The sequence below is a fragment of the Pseudomonas putida genome, assembly GCF_005080685.1.
In the GTDB taxonomy this organism is placed as follows: Bacteria; Pseudomonadota; Gammaproteobacteria; order Pseudomonadales; family Pseudomonadaceae; genus Aquipseudomonas; species Aquipseudomonas putida_V.
On record NZ_CP039371.1, the window covers coordinates 2809643 to 2826518 of the forward strand.

Below are 16876 nucleotides of genomic sequence, written 5' to 3' on the forward strand. Positions count from 1 at the left end.
GTATGGACCACTGCAGCGTGGCCTGGGCTCAATTCATCGCATGTGCAGGATGATCGGGCTGCTGCTGGCCGGGTCGGTGTGGCCGCGCAGCTTGCCGACCGCCTGGGCCCCGACCGCGCTGCCGTGGTTGCCCCAGGCGCTGCGCACGTAGCTCAATACCTGGGCGATGTCCTGGTCCGACAACTGCTGGCGGAACGCCGGCATGCGGTAGGCATCGGGCCTGCCTGCGGCGACTACGCGTTGCGAGCCGTTGAGGGTGATATTGATCGCCGAGGCGTCTTCCTTGGCCAAGGCCGAGGTCGCGCCGGCCAGCGGTGGCATCCACGGTGCCTGGCCCTTGCCGTCCAGGCCGTGGCACGAGGCGCAGCGGGTGGCATAGGTGTGGGCGCCAGGGGCATCCGGGTTGGCCACGGCGGCCTGGTACTGCCAGGGCGTACCGTCGCGCCCTGGGTCGCCAGGTAGTGACTTGAGGTAGCGAGCGATGGCGGCCAGGTCCTGGTCGCTCATGAACTGGGTGGAGTTGTTGAAGGCTTCGGTCATCGAGCCGAACACCACCGCGTGGCGATTGCGCCCGGTCTTGAGGAACTCGGCGATCTCGCCCTCGCTCCAGCGGCCCAGGCCGGTGTTGTGGTCGCCGCGTAAGCTCGGCGCATACCAGCCATCGAGCAGGGCGCCGGCCAGGTACGCGTCGCCGTGCTCGTCCAGGGCTTTCTCGTTGAACGCCAGCCCGCGAGGGGTATGGCAACTGCCACAATGGCCGGCGCCTTGGACGATGTAGGCGCCACGGTTCCACAGTGGGTCCTGGCCGGGCTTTTCGGCGTAGGGCGTGTCGGCGGCGAACAGGCCATTCCACAGCGCGATTGGCCAGCGCAGGTTGAGTGGCCAGGGAATGCTGCTGGGGATGTTCGCCTTTTCGGCAGGTTGCACGCCCTGCATGAAGAACGCATACAGCGCCCGCACATCGTCATCGCTGAGCTTGGCGTAGGACGGGTAGGGCATGGCCGGGTACAGCCGCCGGCCGCCAGGTGCCACGCCCTGGCGCACCGCGCGGTCGAAGTCGGCCAGGCTGTAGCCGCCGATGCCGGTGGCCTTGTCCGGGGTGATGTTGGTGGCGTGGATGGCGCCCAACGGCGTCGCCATCTCCAGGCCACCGGCGAATGGCTTGCCCTCGGGCAGGCTGTGGCAGGCCACGCAATCGCTCAGGCGGGCCACGTACTCGCCCCGGCTGACCAGCGCCATGTCCGGGGCCTGGGAGGATTCGCCAGCGAAGGGTGTGTCTGGCTCGCGGGTGACGTACCAGGCCAGCAGGCCGGCGGCGACCAGGCAAGGCAGGGCCAGCCAGGCAGCGGTTGTTGCCAATCGACTCTTGGGCATGGGCGTTCCTTGTCCGTTCAGCTGAAGGTATGGCGGCTCAGGGGCAGGCTGCGCACGCGCTGGCCAGTGAGCTGGGCCACGGCATTGGCTACCGCTGGCGCCACCGCAGGCAGCGGCGGTTCGCCGATGCCGCCCATCTTCGCGCCGCTCTCGACGATGCGTACATGCACGCGGGCCATGCGCGAAGGCGGCAGGATCGGGTACAGGTCGTAGTTACGCGCGCGCGGTTTGCCGTCGACGTATACCGCTTCCTCGACCAGCGTCTGCGAAAGGCCCAGCGCCACGGCACCATTGACCTGGTGCTCGATGATCGCCGGGTTGACGATGCTGCCGGGGTCGATGGCCTGCCAGATGTCGTGCACCTTGACCTGGCCATTCTCGATCGACACCTCGGCAATGGCCGCCGCTTCCGAGCCGAACGGCGAGGCCATGGCGATGCCGCGGGCGCGTCTGGAGCCATCCTGTGCGGTAAACGGCCCGCGTTTCCAGCCGCCGGACAAGTCCGCTACTGCATTGAGCAGGTTGGTCAGGCGCTGATTGTCACGCAACAGGTGCAGGCGCAGTTCGAAGGGATCCTTGCCGCCCTTGTCGGCCAATTCGTCGAGGAATGATTCGTAGAAGAAGTCATTCAACGAATTGCCTACCGAACGCCAGTAGCCGAGCATGGCCGGGCCCTTGACGTAGATCTGGGCGATACGTTTGTTGGCGATGGCGTAGGACTTGCCCGACAGCCCTTCGACGGCGGTGGGATCGATCTTGTCGCCTTGCTTGCCGGCCAGTGCCTCGGTGGGCCCCTCGGTGGCGCTCACGGCTTCGATCGCCAGCGGCAGGCCATCGGCGTCCAGCGCAGCGCGGAACTTGACCACCGCAACCGGGCGCAGCACATCGCGCAGGAACTCTTCTTCGCGGCTCCATATCAGTTTCACTGGCCGTCCGACCGCCTTGGCCAGGGCGATGGCCTGGGGGTAGGGGTTGGCCGAATCGTAGAGGAAGTGGCGGCCAAAGAAGCCGCCGAGCAAGGGTGAATGCAGGGTGATGCGGGCCGGGTCGAGGCCCGTGCGCTTGGCGATGTCGTCGCGGAACATGTCTGGCGCCTGGTTCGGCAACCACACCTCCAGCGAGCCGTCGGGGTTGAAGCGGGCCAGCGCGGAAGGGGGCTCGAGCTGGGCGTGGTTGAGGTACTGGTTGTGGTAGGTCGCTTCGAGCGTGGTCTTGGCGCCCGCCAGGGCCTTGGCCACGTCGCCCTCGTTCTCGTCATCGCGGGCTGGGCCCTGGGCGGCGGCCAGGTGCTCGAGCCAGCCGTCGCTGGAAAAGTCGGCCGGCATTGGCCGCACCTTGCTGCCTGTGCCTGGCTCCTGCCAGTCGACCTGCAACGCTTCGACCGCGCGCTTGGCGTGCCACCAGCGTTCGGCGACCACGGCCACCGCGCCCGGCAGTTGATGCAAGGAGTGGACGCCCGGCATGGCCTTGACCTGGTCTTCGTTGCGCAGCTTGCCGACCGTCATGCCCAGGCGCGGGGCATGCTGCACGGCGGCATGGAGCATGTCCGGCAGTTTGATGTCGATGCAGTACACGGCCTTGCCGGTGGACTTGTCGTAGGCGTCCAGGCGGCGCACCGGTTTGCCGATCCAGCGGAACTGGCTGGGGTCGCGCAGCTTGACGCTCGCAGGGTCCGGTACCGGCAGGTCCATGGCCCGCCCAGCCAGTTCGCCGTAGCTCAACGAGCGGCCCGAGGCACTGTGCAGCACCTTGCCAGGCTCGGTGGACAGCTCACTGACCGGCACGCCCAACTGCTCGGCCGCGGCCTGCAACAGCATAGCCCGGGCGAGGGCGCCGAGGCGGCGCATGGTGGGGTAGCTCATGCGCACCGACATGCTGCCTCCGGTGATGCGCATGCCGTTTTCCATCACCACGTAGGCTTCCCCGGGCGGTGCGCTGTCGACCAGGAAATTGGCCGGGTCGACGTCCAGTTCCTCGCCGACGATCTGCGCCATGGCGGTGAAGGGGCCTTGTCCGCCTTCCATGAACGGGCTCAGCAGGCGCACCTTGCCGTCCGGGCGGATTTCCAGGAACGCCGGCACCTGGGTGCCGCGTTCGGTGGTGGCAGCTGCCGCCTGGACCCGGGCCGAGCCCAACGGCAGGCCGAAGCCCAGTACCAGGGCGCCGACCGCGGTACCGGCGAGGAAGCGCCGGCGCGACAGGTTGACGGTTTCGCCCAGTTGCAGCTTGAGCAGATCGGCGGGGGTATCGACAGGCGAGTTCATCAGGCCTTCTCCCCTTGAGCCAGGTCGTGCAGGGCGGCATGGATGGCATTGTAGGTGCCGCAGCGGCACAGGTTGACCATCGCGGCATCGATCTGCTCGGTGCTGGGCTGGGCGCTGTGCTTGAGCAGCGCGGTGGCCGCCATCACCTGGCCCGACTGACAGTAGCCGCACTGCGCCACCTGGTGCTCGACCCACGCGGCGACCACGCGCTTGCCGATCGCGTCTTCCTCGATCGCCTCGATGGTGGTCACTTCACGCCCGACCACGCCGGCGACCGGGGTCACGCAGGCGCGTACCACGTTGCCGTCCACCAGCACCGAGCAGGCGCCACATTGGGCCAGGCCGCAGCCGTACTTGGTCCCGGTCAGCCCCAGGTCGTCGCGGATCACCCATAACAGGGGCGTGTCGGCCTCGGCCTCGACCTGGTAGGTCTTCTGGTTGATGCGTAGTTCGATGATGGATAGTTCCATGTTGGGTAGCTCCATGAAAGGGAGCGCCGTGGCTCACCTGCTGATCATCGGTTGATGGCGTTTGCAATCTGGTGGGGAATACGTCGTTCCCCAATCCAGAAAAGCTAGCACAGCGGCATGACCGGCTGTCCGACCGGCGCGCCACGTTCGGAGGATCGGGCAAGCAATTCGGTGAAATGCGCAAGCCTCTGACGGGTGCTGCGCCGGCAAGCAGGACTTCCCGGGCAAAAAACCGGATAATGCCGGCCAATTTCGTTTTGCACGCTTAACTCACGGTAATCCCCGCATGGAAATCAAGGTCAATTTTCTCGACAACCTCCGGCTCGAAGCCAAGTTCGACGATTTCACGGTGATCGCCGACCAGCCCATCCGCTACAAGGGGGACGGCTCGGCTCCTGGACCGTTCGACTACTTCCTGGCTTCCTCGGCACTGTGCGCGGCCTACTTCGTCAAGCTGTACTGCCAGAGCCGCGGCATCCCGACCGAGAACATCCGCCTCTCGCAGAACAACATCGTCGACCCGGAAAACCGCTACAACCAGATCTTCAAGATCCAGGTCGAGCTGCCCGAGGACATTTCCGAAAAGGACCGCCAGGGCATCCTGCGCTCGATCGACCGCTGCACCGTGAAAAAGGTGGTGCAGACCGGCCCCGAATTCATCATCGAGGAAGTCGACAACCTCGATGCCGACGCCCAGGGTCTGCTGATGCCGGTGGCCGACAGCACGACCTACATTCCGGGCAAGGACCTGCCGCTGGAGCAGACCATCGCCAACATGTCGGGCCTGCTGGCTGGGCTTGGGATGAAGATCGAGATCGCCTCGTGGCGCAACATCGTGCCCAACGTCTGGTCGCTGCACGTGCGCGATGCCCAGTCGCCGATGTGCTTCACCAACGGCAAGGGCAGTACCAAGGAGGCGGCGCTGGCCTCGGCGCTAGGCGAGTTCATCGAGCGGCTGAACTGCAACTTCTTCTACAACGACCAGTTCTGGGGCGAGGACATCGCCAACGCCGACTTCGTCCACTATCCCAACGAGCAGTGGTTCAAACCGGGCGCCAAGAACGCGCTACCGACCGAGATTCTCGATCCGTACACCCTCGAGATCTACAACCCGGACGGCGAGCTGCGTGGCTCGCACCTGTACGACACCAACTCGGGCAACACCGCCCGCGGCATCTGCTCGCTGCCGTTCGTGCGCCAGTCGGACGGCGAGGTGGTGTACTTCCCATCCAACCTGATCGAAAACCTGTTCCTGAGCAATGGCATGAGCGCCGGCAACACCCTGGCCGAAGCGCAGGTGCAGTGCCTCTCGGAAATCTTCGAGCGGGCGGTCAAGCGCGAGATCCTCGAAGGCGAACTGGCCCTGCCTGACGTGCCGCAAGAGGTGCTGGCCAAGTACCCCGGCATCCTGGCCGGTATCCAGGGGCTGGAGGAGCAGGGCTTCCCGGTGCTGGTCAAGGACGCTTCGCTGGGCGGTGAGTTCCCGGTGATGTGCGTGACCCTGATGAACCCGCGCACCGGCGGCGTATTCGCTTCGTTCGGCGCCCACCCAAGCTTCGAGGTGGCGCTGGAGCGCAGCCTTACCGAATTGCTCCAGGGTCGCAGCTTCGAAGGCCTGAACGACCTGCCGCAGCCTACCTTCGAGAGCCATGCGCTGACCGAACCGAACAACTTCGTCGAACACTTCATCGACTCCAGCGGCGTGGTCTCCTGGCGCTTCTTCAGCGCCAAGGCCGATTTCGAGTTCGTCGAGTGGGATTTCTCGGGCCATGGCGAGGACTCCAACGTCCAGGAAGCGGCAACGCTGTTCGGCATCCTCGAAGACATGGGCAAGGAAGTCTACATGGCGGTGTACGACGACCTCGGTGCCAACGCCTGCCGCATCCTCGTGCCAGGTTATTCGGAGATCTATCCGGTCGAGGACCTGATCTGGGACAACACCAACCGGGCCCTGGATTTCCGTGCCGACATCCTCAACCTGCACAGCCTCGACAGCCGCAGCCTCAAGCTGCTGCTCAAGCGCCTGGACAACTGTGATGTGGATGACTACACCACCATCACCACGCTGATCGGGGTCGAGTTCGACGAGAACACGGCCTGGGGCCAACTGACCCTGCTCGAGCTCAAGTTACTGATCTGCCTGGCCGTGCAGCGCCTGGACGAGGCCAAGGAACTGGTCGAGGCGTTCCTCCAGTTCAACGACAACACCGTCGAGCGTGGCCTGTTCTACCAGGCGCTGAACGTGGTGCTGGAGGTGATGCTGGACGACGAATTGGCGATGGCCGACTACGAGGCCAATTTCCGCCGTATGTTCGGCGATGCGCGCATGGACGCGGCGCTTGGTTCGGTGGATGGCAGCGTGCGCTTCTACGGCCTGACCCCGACCAGCATGAAGCTCGAAGGCCTCGATCGCCATCTGCGCCTGATCGAGAGCTACAAGAAGCTGCACGCCGCACGCGCCAAGGCCGCGCGATAAACCTGGCGATCATTGGCCCTATAGCCAATCGATCTTGCCGCTCGCGCGCTGGTGGTTGTCGCCAGCGCGCTGCGGGGTTTAGCTGGGGGTTGGCCATGGCCCGGCCATCTTTCTTCCCATTACCCATGGCGCGATGACCGCCAGAAGGACCTCGGCCGCGCACAGCAGGAAGGCGCAGACCATGAGTACTCCTCTGGATACCAATGCCCTGAAGGCCCGCCAGCAGGCGGCGTGGGCCAGCGGCGACTATGCGGTAATCGGTACCACCTTGCAGTTGGTTGGCGAGCGGCTTGCCGAAGCCTGTGACCTGCGCTGGGACGAACAGGTCCTGGACGTGGCCGCTGGTAACGGCAACGCCACCCTGGCTGCAGCGCGGCGCGGTTGTCGCGTCATTTCCACCGACTATGTGGCCGAATTGCTCAGGCGCGGCGAAGCGCGTGCGCAAGCCGAGGGCCTCGATGTGCAGTTCCAGGTGGCCGATGCCGAGGCGTTGCCGTTCACCGATGGTGCGTTCGATGCAGTGCTTTCCACCTTCGGCGTGATGTTCGCGCCGGATCAACTGCAGGCGGCGCGTGAATTGGCCCGGGTCTGTCGCGCTGGCGGGCGCATCGGCCTGGCCAACTGGACTGCGCAAGGCTTCGTCGGCCAGATGTTCAAGACCCTGGGACGCCACGTACCGCCACCTGCCGGGGCTTTGCCGCCCTCGCGCTGGGGGGACGAGGAACAGCTGAGGGCGATGTTCGGCGATGCGATCGGGGCGATGGATGTGAGTCGCCAGCAATTCAACTTCCGCTATCGCAGCGCGGCGCACTTCATCGAGGTGTTCCGCACCTGGTATGGACCGGTGCACAAGGCGTTTGCGGCGCTGGATGTGCAGGCTGGCGAGGCCCTGGAGCGCGACCTGGCGCGGTTGCTTGAGGACAACAACCGGGGAGGAGGGGATTCGCTGGTAGTGCCCAGCGAGTACCTGGAGGTGGTCATTACCCGCAGATGAGCCTTCCCATGCTCCGCGTTGTCCTCTTCGCGGGCAAGCCCGCTCCTACAGGATCTTCACCGCTGCCAAGGCCGGCGATGTACCTGTAGGAGCGGGTTCACCCGCGAACACCTGCGAAGCTGGTGCCATACCCCAAGGTACTCGTCCTCGCACAAGGCCGATGCCCACTGCTCCAAGTCAGTTCTTGCACTTGGCCAACACCACCTGGCAGGTGTCCGGCGTGCCACCCGAGCGGCTGGCATAGCGAATGCAGTTGTTCAGCGACTTCTGCCGGGCAATGCTCATGGTGTTGCCCCAGGCCAGGCCGCCTTCGCCGCTTTGCGGTACGGCCTTGGCATAGCAGTTCGAACCCACCGCCGCATAGCGGGCCTGCTTGGGCTTGCTCGAACAACCCCCGGTCAGCACCAGGCTCAGGCCGAGCAGGGCGCCCAATGCCCAGCGGGCGTAGGGCTGCGATGCAAGTCTATTCATACGGGTCTCCAATCCTGGGCCTGACGATAATACGCTTCGCTTGCCGCTTATCACACCGCCGCTGTCCGATAAACCTGAACTATCAGCCCTCTGGGCTATCTTCTCCTAGGCGCACCCCGCGCAAGCCTGATGGACCGGGCACTGCGCTCGTTCATCGGCACCAGGTCACCGAATGATAAGGAGGCGCCGTGACCGCACCAGACCAAACCCTCTATCGATGCACGCCCAGCCCGCTGCACGCGATCCTGCTGGCCGGCTCGGTTCCACTGTTCCTCGGCGCACTGCTGAGCGATATCGCCTACTACCAGAGCTACCAGATCCAATGGGCCAACTTCGCCGCCTGGCTGATCGCCGGAGCCCTGCTGTGCTGCGGGCTGGCGATACTGTTCGCGCTGGCCAACCTGGTGCGGGCCGAGCGCAAGGGTGGCCGGCCAACCGTCTACCTGCTGTTGCTGGTAGCGACTTGGATCCTCGGCCTGATCAACGCCTTCGAGCATGCCAAGGACGCCTGGGCGGTGATGCCGTCGGGCCTGGTGTTGTCGGTGATCGTCAGCGTGCTCGCCTGTGTCGCCGCATGGACCGGCATGAGCAACCTGCGTTCGGGAGGTGCGGCATGAACCACCTACCTGTATTGAGCGTATTGAGCCTGGCGGTGCTGCTCAGCGCCTGTGGTGGCGAAGGCGAAGCCACCCAGTCGCGTGGCCCCGACCCGAAACTGCCATCGCCAGAGCGCGGCTTGCTGCCAAGCATGAAGATCGCCGAACCGACGCACTGGGGCGAGCAGAAACCCACCGTGCCCGAGGGCTTCAGCATCACGGCGATTGCCACCGACCTGAAGATCCCGCGCCAGACCCTGGTACTGCCCAATGGCGACATCCTCGTGGCCGAGGGCCGGGGAGGCAATGCCGCCAAGCTCAAGCCCAAGGACGTCATCGCAAGCCAGATCAAGGCCAAGGGCAACACCCAGGTCAAAGGCGGCAACCGCCTGACCTTGCTGCGCGATGCCGATGGCGACGGCACCTACGAGACCATGAGCGTATTCGCCGAAAACCTCAACGCCCCCTATGGCCTGGCATTCGCCGACGGCAAGCTGTACGTGGCCAACCAGGATGCCCTGGTGCGCTTCGACTACCAGGAAGGCCAGACCAAGGCAGGCGGCCCGCCAACCGTGCTCACCCAATTGCCAGCCGAGATCAATCACCACTGGACCAAGTCCCTGGCGGTCAGCCCCGATGGCCGTTACCTGTACGTGGGCATCGGGTCCAACAGCAACATCACCGAGCGAGGGCTGGAAGTCGAAGCCGACCGTGCCATGGTCTGGCAGATCGACAGCCAGACCGGCGCCCACCGGCCGTACGCAACGGGCCTGCGCAACCCCACGGCGCTGGCCATTGAGCCGGGCAGCGGGCAGCTGTGGGCCGTGGTGAACGAGCGCGACGAGCTGGGCCCGGACCTCGTGCCGGACTACCTGACGTCGGTGCGCGAAGGCGCCTTCTATGGCTGGCCCTACAGCTACTGGGGCCAGAACGTCGACGAACGCGTCAAACCGCAAAACCCGGACAAGGTCGCGGCGGCCATCAAGCCTGACTACAGCCTCGGTTCCCACGTTGCAGCGCTTGGGGTGAGCTTCTCCATCCCGGCCATGGGCACGCAGTTCGCCGAGGGGGCTTTCGTCGGCGAGCATGGCAGCTGGAACCGGCCCAATCCGGTGGGCTACAAGGTGATCTTCGTGCCGTTCAGCGATGGCAAGCCGGCCGGAGAGCCGGTGGACTTCGCAACCGGTTTCCGCGGCGAGGATGGCAAGACCCGCGGCCGCCCGGTGGGTGTGACGGTCGACCCACGTGGCGCGTTGATCATCGCCGACGACCTGGCCAATACGGTGTGGCGCGTCACGCGTAATCGGTAAGTCCGGCTATTGTGAAGGAGCGGCGCGTGAATGGTTCACGCGCCAATCCGGTTTCGATCACATGGAAGCAGGCCTATGAACCCGATTCGCCCACTTGCTCGTGCCTTTGCCCTCGCTACCCTGGTTGGTGCCGCTAGCTTCGCGGTGCAGGCCAACGAAATTCCGATCGGCGCCGAGGCGCTGGAAAGCCATGTCAAGACCCAGGTCACGGCCATCGACCTGCCCAATCGCCTGGTGACGGTGAAAGGGCCGCATGAAAAGGACGTGACCTTCCAGCTTTCGGAAAACGCCAAGTCGTTGCCCAACCTGAAGGTGGGTGACAACGTCGATATCTACGTTACCCGCGCCGTGGCCTATGTGCTCAACAGCAACGTCGGTGGGGCGCCGAAAGCGAGCGCCGAGCAAGGCACCATCCGCGCCACCGCCGACAACCCGAACCCCGGCGGTGAGGCCTTCCGCCAGGTGCGGGTGACCTCCAAGGTCGAGAAGATCGACCTCACCACGCACGAAGTGACCTTGCTGCCGCCGCAAGGCAAGGTGCAGGTGGTCAAGGTCGAGAACCCGGACCTTCAAGCCAGGATGAAAAACCTCAAGGTCGGCCAGACGGTCGATGCGATCTATACCGAGGTGCTGCGCGTCGAGACCTCGCGCTGACCTGAGCCAGGCACCGTGGGGCAGGGGCCTTGGCGCCGATTGGCCGGCGACGAGGCCCGAATCTCCAAGACTGCGCAGCATGGATCCGTTGGCGGCGTTATACTCGCTTTCCGTTTCATAGTAATCCGAGTATTCCGATGGGTTTTTCTGCAACCGCCACACCCGAACAGCGCCGCCTGGGCGCACCCCTGATCGCCCTGGCCCTGCTGCTGGCGGGCGCCTGGTTCCTCAACCTCAACGCCGGCTTCAAGCAGGTGCTGCTGCTGGTGGTGGGCGCAGCCCTTGGGCTGACCCTGTACCACGCGGCGTTCGGCTTCACCTCGGCGTGGCGGGTGTTCATCAACGAACGCCGAGGCGCTGGCCTGCGTGCGCAGATGGTGATGCTGACCCTAGCGGTGCTGCTGTTCTTCCCGGCCTTGTCGGCCGGCAGCCTGTTCGGCAACCCGGTCACCGGCCTGGTGGCACCTGCGGGCGTATCGGTGGTGTTCGGCGCCTTCATCTTCGGTATCGGCATGCAGTTGGGCGGCGGCTGTGCTTCAGGCACGCTGTTCACCGTGGGCGGTGGCAATGCGCGGATGCTCGTGACCCTGTTGTTCTTCATCATCGGCTCGGTCACTGCCACCCATCATGCCGACTGGTGGTTCGCGCTGCCTTCGTTGCCGCCAACCTCTATCGTTCAGAGCTGGGGTGTCGGCCCTGCGCTGCTGGTGAGCGTGGCGGTGTTCGCGGTCATCGCCTGGGCCACGATCGTGCTCGAAAAGCGCCGCCACGGCGCCCTGGAGGCACCGATCAGCAGTGAGCACCAGGGCCTGCGCCGCTTCCTGCGTGGGCCTTGGCCGCTGCTGTGGGGCGCAATTGCCCTGGCGCTGCTGAACTACGCGACCCTGGCACTGGCAGGCCGCCCATGGGGCATCACCTCGGCGTTCGCCCTGTGGGGCGCCAAGACCCTCCAGGGGCTGGGTATCGATGTCGGCAGCTGGGTGTTCTGGCAGGCGCCGGTCAACGCCAAGGCCCTGGCCTCGCCACTGTGGCAGGACGTCACCACCGTCATGGACCTCGGTATCGTCCTGGGGGCCTTGCTCGCCGCTGGACTGGCCGGGCGTTTCGCACCAAGCCTGAAGATTCCGTTGCCGTCCCTGATCGCTGCGGTGATTGGCGGTCTGTTGCTTGGCTATGGTTCGCGCCTGGCGTACGGCTGCAATATCGGCGCCTACTTCAGCGGCATCGCCTCAGGTAGCGTGCACGGTTGGCTGTGGCTGGTGGCGGCGTATGCCGGCAACGTCATCGGCGTGCGCCTGCGCCCACTGTTCTTCGTCGGCGAGCGTCGGCCGGCGACCCTGAGCGGCTGCTGAGTCGCTCGCCTCGGTTAGGAGCGCTCTCAACCACGAGGATGTTAATTTCGTGTGTTAAGAGTTTCTCCTAACCTTTTGTTTTTATACGTTATCTTTTCGCAACAGCGTGCTGCACGCATTGTTCGAAGTAGGTCTGCTTGATGGCCGCCGGTTTGAGCCGCGAGCGGCTATTGTAGGTCTGTTCGGTAATGCCGAAGGCGGTCATGCGCATCCACGGCTTGGGGAACCTGCGGACCTGCAGCTTTTTTCGCGTGGCATATAGCGTGACCCCAGAAAGCTTGGCCTGTTGAGCCTCGGCGGCGATCTGCGAGCCCCATCCACACACCTGGCGCTCATTCTGGCTAAGCGCCTTCGCCTGTGCGATGCAAGCGGCCGAGGCCAGTACCGCGCCGGCTATCGTTGCTAGAAGTACTCGCATGTTGCTGTCCTAAGCTACTGATGGAGAACGGAGTTTGCCTCCGCTTCGAACGGCCGGGGGCCAGCAATTTGCCGTTATGCAGTCGATGATTGGCGTTCACGCCTGGAAATACCGCGTTCGGCGTATGTGATCGTACAACTGCTTGCGCTATGATGACCGCAGTCTTTCAAGGTGAAATTCAGGGCATGACAGAGCAGCAGGTACAGGCACGGGTCCGGCGCAAGCCGCGCAGCCTTGCCCAGGAACTGGTCACGGTGCTGACCGAGCGTATTCGCAGTGGCCAGCTCAAGCGCGGCGACAAGCTGCCGACCGAGTCGCAGATCATGGCCGAGGAGGGCGTCAGCCGCACCGTGGTGCGTGAAGCCATCTCGCGGCTGCAGGCTGCTGGTCAGGTCGAGACCCGCCATGGCATCGGCACCTTCGTGCTGGATGCGCCAGCCACTGGCGGCTTCCGCATCGACCCGGCAACGGTGGTGACCCTGCGTGAAGTGCTGGCGGTACTGGAGCTGCGCATCGCCCTGGAAATAGAGTCGGCCGGGTTGGCCGCGCAGCGCCGCACCGACGAGCAACTGGCGGGTATGCGCGCCGCGCTGGACGAGCTCAACGAGGGCGCCGCCCATGCCAACGATGCGGTGTCCGCAGACTTCCAATTCCACCTGCGGATCGCCCAGGCCAGCGGCAACCACTACTTCGCCGACATCATCAATCACCTGGGTACCAGCATCATTCCGCGCACTCGGCTGAATTCGGCGCGGCTGGCCCACGACGACCAAGCCCATTACCTGAGCCGGCTGATGCACGAACATGAGGCGATCTACGAGGCCATTGCCCGGCGCGATAGCGAAGGGGCGAAGATGGCCATGCGCATGCACCTGAGCAATAGCCGTGAGCGGCTGCGCCAGGCGCACGAAGCGGCCGAGGCGCAGAGGGCCTGATAGGTTCGCTGCAGAAAAAAGAAAGCCCCGCGAATGCGTAATGCTGTTCACTTAAGCTCTGCATCGCCGGCATTGGGGCCGCCTTGCGGCCCATCGCGACACAAGGCCGCTCCCACAATGACCGTGAAAGCCCTTATCTACGGGGCAAGCACGGACGATGTGGGAGCGGCCGTGTGTCGCGAAAGGGCTGCGCAGCAGCCCCGGCATTCTTAGGTGAACAGCATTACCGCGAATGCGGGGCTTCTTCGTTTCAGGGCAATCAGAGTGCCGCTTCGCTCCACTGGCCATTGACCAGGCGACGCAGCCCCAGCGGGTTGGCGTCACGCAGTGCCTCAGGCAGCAGGGCTTGCGGGTAGTTCTGGTAGCACACCGGGCGCAGGAAGCGGTCGATGGCCAGGGTGCCCACCGAGGTGCCACGGGCATCGGAAGTAGCAGGATACGGTCCGCCGTGGACCATGGCATCGCACACCTCGACGCCAGTCGGGTAGCCATTGATCAGGATGCGGCCGACTTTCTCTTCCAGCAGTGGCACCAGCCAGGCGAAAGCTTCGAAGTCTTCCGGTTCGCCGATCAGGGTCGCGGTCAACTGGCCACGCAGGCCCAGCAGGGCGGCGCGCAGTTGGGCATTGTCCACGGCCTCGACCGCCACGGTAGTGGGGCCGAACACTTCTTCCTGCAGCAGCGGGTCCGATTCCACCAGCAGGCGAGCGTCGGCCTTGAACAGCTGGGCACGGGCCTGGCTGCCTTCCTGGGCCTGGCCGGCCAGGTGCTGGATACCGTCATGGGCGTGCAGGTGCTCCAGGCCGCCGACGTAGCTGCGCAGGCCGCCGGCGTTGAGCATGGTCTGCCCGGCTTGCTGGTCGAGGTGCTGGCCGAGGTCGGCCAGCAACTGGCTGTATTGTGGCGACTGCAGGCCGATCACCAGGCCCGGGTTGGTGCAGAACTGCCCGGCACCCATGCACACCGAACCTGCCAGTTCACGGGCGATGGCATCGCCGCGCTTGGCCAGGGCGCCCGGCAGCACGATCACCGGGTTGATGCTGGACATCTCGGCGAACACCGGGATCGGCTGTGGGCGCTCGGCGGCCATGCGGCACAGGGCGTCGCCGCCTTTGAGCGAACCGGTGAAGCCGACCGCCTGGATGGCCGGATGCTTGACCAGCCATTCGCCGACGCCGCCGCCGAAGACCATGTTGAACACGCCTTTGGGCATGCCGGTACGTTCGGCTGCGCGCTGGATCGCGCAGCCGACCAGGTCGGCGGTGGCCATGTGGCCGCTGTGCGCCTTGAACACTACCGGGCAGCCGGCAGCCAGGGCGGCGGCGGTGTCACCGCCAGCGGTGGAGAAGGCCAGCGGGAAGTTGCTGGCGCCGAACACGGCGACCGGACCGACACCGATGCGCATCTGGCGCAGGTCCACCCTTGGCAGAGGTTGGCGATCGGGCAGCGCCAGGTCGATGCGAGCACCGAGGAAGTCGCCACGGCGCAGCACTTGGGCGAACAAGCGCATCTGGCCGCTGGTGCGGCCGCGCTCGCCCTGGATACGGGCCGCCGGCAGGGCGGTTTCGCGGCAGACGATGGCGACGAAGGCGTCATCCAGCTCGTCCAGTTCTGCGGCGATGGCATCGAGGAATTCGGCGCGGCGCGCCGGCGACAGCTGGCGGAACTCGGCGAAGGCAGCGGCGGCGGCCTTGGCGGCCTGGTCCACTTCGCTTTCCAGGGCCTGGGCGAAGCTGTAGGGCAGGGCCTCGCCAGTGGTGGCGTCCACGCTTTGCAGGCGCTGTGGGCCAGCGGCGCTGCGCTGGCCGGCGATGAAGTTGTGGCCGAGGATCTCAGGCATGGGATGCTCCTGTTGCTTGAAGGAAGAAATTGAAGAAGCTCTGTGGGAGCGGGCTTGCCCCGCGAACACCGGCGCAGCCGGTGCCAGGCACCGTGTGGTCTGCTTCGCGGGGCAAGCCCGCTCCCACAGGGGGGAAGGTGTACAGCCAAACAGCGCACGCCCGCTGCATCAGGTAATCGGTGCCGGATTGAACAAGGTGATGTCGTTGTGCAAGCGGTGCTGTTCGGCCCAGGTCTGCTTGCGGCCGCTGGCCACGTCCAGGTAGTAGTGGAACAGCTCCCAGCCCAGTTCCTCGATGCTCGAACGACCACTGGCGATACGCCCGGCGTCGATGTCGATCAGGTCCGGCCAGCGCTGCGCAAGCTCGGTGCGGGTGCAGACCTTGACCACCGGGGCCATGGCCAGGCCGTAGGGGGTGCCACGGCCGGTGGTGAACACGTGGAGGTTCATGCCGGCTGCCAGCTGCAGGGTGCCGCAGACGAAATCGCTGGCCGGGGTGGCGCAGAAGATCAGGCCCTTGCGTTGAACCCGCTCGCCCGGCCCGACCACGCCCTGGATGGCGCCACTGCCGGACTTGACGATGGAGCCGAGGGACTTCTCGACGATATTGGACAACCCGCCTTTCTTGTTGCCAGGCGTGGTATTGGCGCTGCGATCCGCCGCCCCTTGTTGCAGGTAACGGTCGTACCAGTCCATCTCGCGCACCAGGGCCTCTGCGACTTCCTGGTTCTCGGCGCGGGAGGTGAGCATGTAGATGGCATCGCGTACTTCGGTCACCTCCGAGAACAGCACGGTGGCGCCGGCACGTACCAGCAGGTCGGCGGCATAGCCCAGCGCCGGGTTGGCGGTGATGCCGGAGAACGCATCGCTGCCGCCGCACTGCATGCCGAGGATTAGCTCGCTGGCTGGCACGGTTTCGCGGCGGCGCTGGTCGAGCTTCTTCAGGCGGGTTTCGGCCAGGTCCATGATCTGCTCGATCATTTCGCCGAAGCCCAGGCTCGCGTCCTGCAGGCGATACAACCAGGGGTCGCTGAGGTCGACCGAAGGGTCGTTCTCATGCATCACCTGGCCGGCCTGGAGCTTTTCGCAGCCCAGGCTGATCACCAGGGCTTCGCCGCCCAGGTTGGGGTTGCGTGCCAGGTTGCGCACGGTACGGATCGGGATGTAGGCGTCGCGGGCGTTGATCGCCACGCCGCAGCCATAGCTGTGGGTGATGGCGACCACGTCGTCGACATTGGGGTATTTGGGCAGCAGCTCTTCACGGATGCGCTTGACCGCATGTTCCAGCACGCCGGTGACGCACTGCACGGTGGTGGTGATGCCAAGGATGTTGCGGGTGCCGACGGTGCCGTCGGCATTGCGGTAGCCTTCGAAGGTGAAGCCATCGAGCGGTGGCAGCGGGGCGGGGACTGCGTCGCAGCGAGGCAGGCTGTCCAGCTCGGGTGCCGACGGCATGGCCAGTTGGCTCTCCTGTACCCAGCTGCCTTGGCGCAGGTCTTCCAGGGCATAGCCGATGATTTGCCCGTAGCGACGCACGGGCTCGCCCTTGGCGATGGCGACGGTAGCCACTTTGTGGCTCTGTGGTACGGCCTCGACCAGGGTCAGGCCGTCGGGAAAGCGGGCGCCTTCGCCCAGGCCGCCATCGTTGACCACGACCACGACGTTGTCGTCGTCGTGCAGGCGGACGTAGCGGGGCGAGTCGGAATGTTCGATCAACTGCAT

General features: G+C 65.3%; 14 protein-coding genes. 7 read left to right on the forward strand and 7 right to left on the reverse strand.

Features of this window, described 5'->3' with window-relative positions:
* Nucleotides 1-33 precede the first annotated feature (33 nt).
* The 3 genes from E6B08_RS12960 to E6B08_RS12970 are packed head-to-tail and all read right to left on the reverse strand — an operon-like array spanning nt 34 to nt 4093.
* A complete protein-coding gene (locus E6B08_RS12960) occupies nt 34-1374 on the reverse strand; it encodes a c-type cytochrome (protein WP_136914374.1) in 1341 nt (446 codons plus the stop codon).
* A 17-nt stretch (nt 1375-1391) separates the two neighbouring features.
* The gene (locus E6B08_RS12965) at nt 1392-3638 is read right to left on the reverse strand and encodes a xanthine dehydrogenase family protein molybdopterin-binding subunit (protein WP_136914375.1); all 2247 of its coding nucleotides are present in this window, start codon (nt 3636-3638) and stop codon (nt 1392-1394) included.
* A complete protein-coding gene (locus E6B08_RS12970; protein ID WP_136917393.1) occupies nt 3638-4093 on the reverse strand; it encodes a (2Fe-2S)-binding protein in 456 nt (151 codons plus the stop codon). Before E6B08_RS12970 ends, E6B08_RS12965 begins: the two co-directional genes overlap by 1 nt.
* A 301-nt stretch (nt 4094-4394) precedes the next feature.
* On the opposite strand from E6B08_RS12970, the gene E6B08_RS12975 reads away from it, so the two are divergent.
* Together E6B08_RS12975 and E6B08_RS12980 are read left to right on the forward strand one after the other, a co-directional pair.
* Nucleotides 4395-6584, forward strand: coding sequence for an OsmC domain/YcaO domain-containing protein (locus E6B08_RS12975; protein WP_136914376.1), 2190 nt, complete (start codon nt 4395-4397; stop codon nt 6582-6584).
* 181 nt (nt 6585-6765) lie between these two features.
* Entirely contained in the window at nt 6766-7578 is an 813-nt protein-coding gene (locus E6B08_RS12980) for a class I SAM-dependent methyltransferase (RefSeq protein WP_136914377.1), read from the forward strand.
* A 177-nt stretch (nt 7579-7755) separates the two neighbouring features.
* Here E6B08_RS12980 and E6B08_RS12985 read toward each other — a convergent pair whose 3' ends face one another.
* Nucleotides 7756-8049, reverse strand: a complete 294-nt coding sequence (locus tag E6B08_RS12985; RefSeq protein ID WP_136914378.1) for a hypothetical protein — start codon at nt 8047-8049, stop codon at nt 7756-7758.
* Nucleotides 8050-8237: 188 nt separating this feature from the next.
* Here E6B08_RS12985 and E6B08_RS12990 point away from each other — a divergent pair, with 188 nt between their 5' ends.
* From E6B08_RS12990 to E6B08_RS13005, 4 genes are all read left to right on the forward strand, one after another.
* A complete protein-coding gene (locus E6B08_RS12990) occupies nt 8238-8666 on the forward strand; it encodes a DUF2231 domain-containing protein (RefSeq protein ID WP_136914379.1) in 429 nt (142 codons plus the stop codon).
* A complete protein-coding gene (locus E6B08_RS12995) occupies nt 8663-9955 on the forward strand; it encodes a PQQ-dependent sugar dehydrogenase (protein WP_136914380.1) in 1293 nt (430 codons plus the stop codon). Before E6B08_RS12990 ends, E6B08_RS12995 begins: the two co-directional genes overlap by 4 nt.
* 75 nt (nt 9956-10030) lie before the next feature.
* A complete protein-coding gene (locus E6B08_RS13000) occupies nt 10031-10609 on the forward strand; it encodes a hypothetical protein (RefSeq protein ID WP_136914381.1) in 579 nt (192 codons plus the stop codon).
* Nucleotides 10610-10746: 137 nt separating this feature from the next.
* Nucleotides 10747-11961, forward strand: coding sequence for a YeeE/YedE family protein (locus tag E6B08_RS13005; protein WP_136914382.1), 1215 nt, complete (start codon nt 10747-10749; stop codon nt 11959-11961).
* A gap of 88 nt (nt 11962-12049) precedes the next feature.
* Here E6B08_RS13005 and E6B08_RS13010 read toward each other — a convergent pair whose 3' ends face one another.
* On the reverse strand, nt 12050-12379 hold the full coding sequence (locus E6B08_RS13010; protein ID WP_136914383.1) for a hypothetical protein: 330 nt from the start codon (nt 12377-12379) through the stop codon (nt 12050-12052).
* 185 nt (nt 12380-12564) lie between these two features.
* Between E6B08_RS13010 and E6B08_RS13015 the strand changes: the two genes are divergently transcribed.
* Nucleotides 12565-13314, forward strand: a complete 750-nt coding sequence (locus E6B08_RS13015; protein WP_136914384.1) for a FadR/GntR family transcriptional regulator — start codon at nt 12565-12567, stop codon at nt 13312-13314.
* Between the two features lie 259 nt (nt 13315-13573).
* Here E6B08_RS13015 and E6B08_RS13020 read toward each other — a convergent pair whose 3' ends face one another.
* Nucleotides 13574-15154 (reverse strand): aldehyde dehydrogenase (NADP(+)), encoded by a 1581-nt coding sequence (locus E6B08_RS13020; protein ID WP_136914385.1) that lies wholly within the window; start codon nt 15152-15154, stop codon nt 13574-13576.
* A 168-nt stretch (nt 15155-15322) separates the two neighbouring features.
* Entirely contained in the window at nt 15323-16876 is a 1554-nt protein-coding gene (gene garD, locus E6B08_RS13025) for a galactarate dehydratase (RefSeq protein WP_136914386.1), read from the reverse strand.

Excerpts from the sequence above, each read along its gene's own strand:
- E6B08_RS12960 (WP_136914374.1), bottom strand. The coding sequence starts at position 1,374 with ATGCCCAAGAGTCGATTGGCAACAACCGCTGCCTGGCTGGCCCTGCCT.
- E6B08_RS12965 (WP_136914375.1), bottom strand. The coding sequence starts at position 3,638 with ATGAACTCGCCTGTCGATACCCCCGCCGATCTGCTCAAGCTGCAACTG.
- E6B08_RS12975 (WP_136914376.1), top strand. The coding sequence starts at position 4,395 with ATGGAAATCAAGGTCAATTTTCTCGACAACCTCCGGCTCGAAGCCAAG.
- E6B08_RS12980 (WP_136914377.1), top strand. The coding sequence starts at position 6,766 with ATGAGTACTCCTCTGGATACCAATGCCCTGAAGGCCCGCCAGCAGGCG.
- E6B08_RS12985 (WP_136914378.1), bottom strand. The coding sequence starts at position 8,049 with ATGAATAGACTTGCATCGCAGCCCTACGCCCGCTGGGCATTGGGCGCC.
- E6B08_RS12995 (WP_136914380.1), top strand. The coding sequence starts at position 8,663 with ATGAACCACCTACCTGTATTGAGCGTATTGAGCCTGGCGGTGCTGCTC.
- E6B08_RS13000 (WP_136914381.1), top strand. The coding sequence starts at position 10,031 with ATGAACCCGATTCGCCCACTTGCTCGTGCCTTTGCCCTCGCTACCCTG.
- E6B08_RS13005 (WP_136914382.1), top strand. The coding sequence starts at position 10,747 with ATGGGTTTTTCTGCAACCGCCACACCCGAACAGCGCCGCCTGGGCGCA.
- E6B08_RS13010 (WP_136914383.1), bottom strand. The coding sequence starts at position 12,379 with ATGCGAGTACTTCTAGCAACGATAGCCGGCGCGGTACTGGCCTCGGCC.
- E6B08_RS13015 (WP_136914384.1), top strand. The coding sequence starts at position 12,565 with ATGACAGAGCAGCAGGTACAGGCACGGGTCCGGCGCAAGCCGCGCAGC.
- E6B08_RS13020 (WP_136914385.1), bottom strand. The coding sequence starts at position 15,154 with ATGCCTGAGATCCTCGGCCACAACTTCATCGCCGGCCAGCGCAGCGCC.
- garD (WP_136914386.1), bottom strand. The coding sequence starts at position 16,876 with ATGCAGTTGATCGAACATTCCGACTCGCCCCGCTACGTCCGCCTGCAC.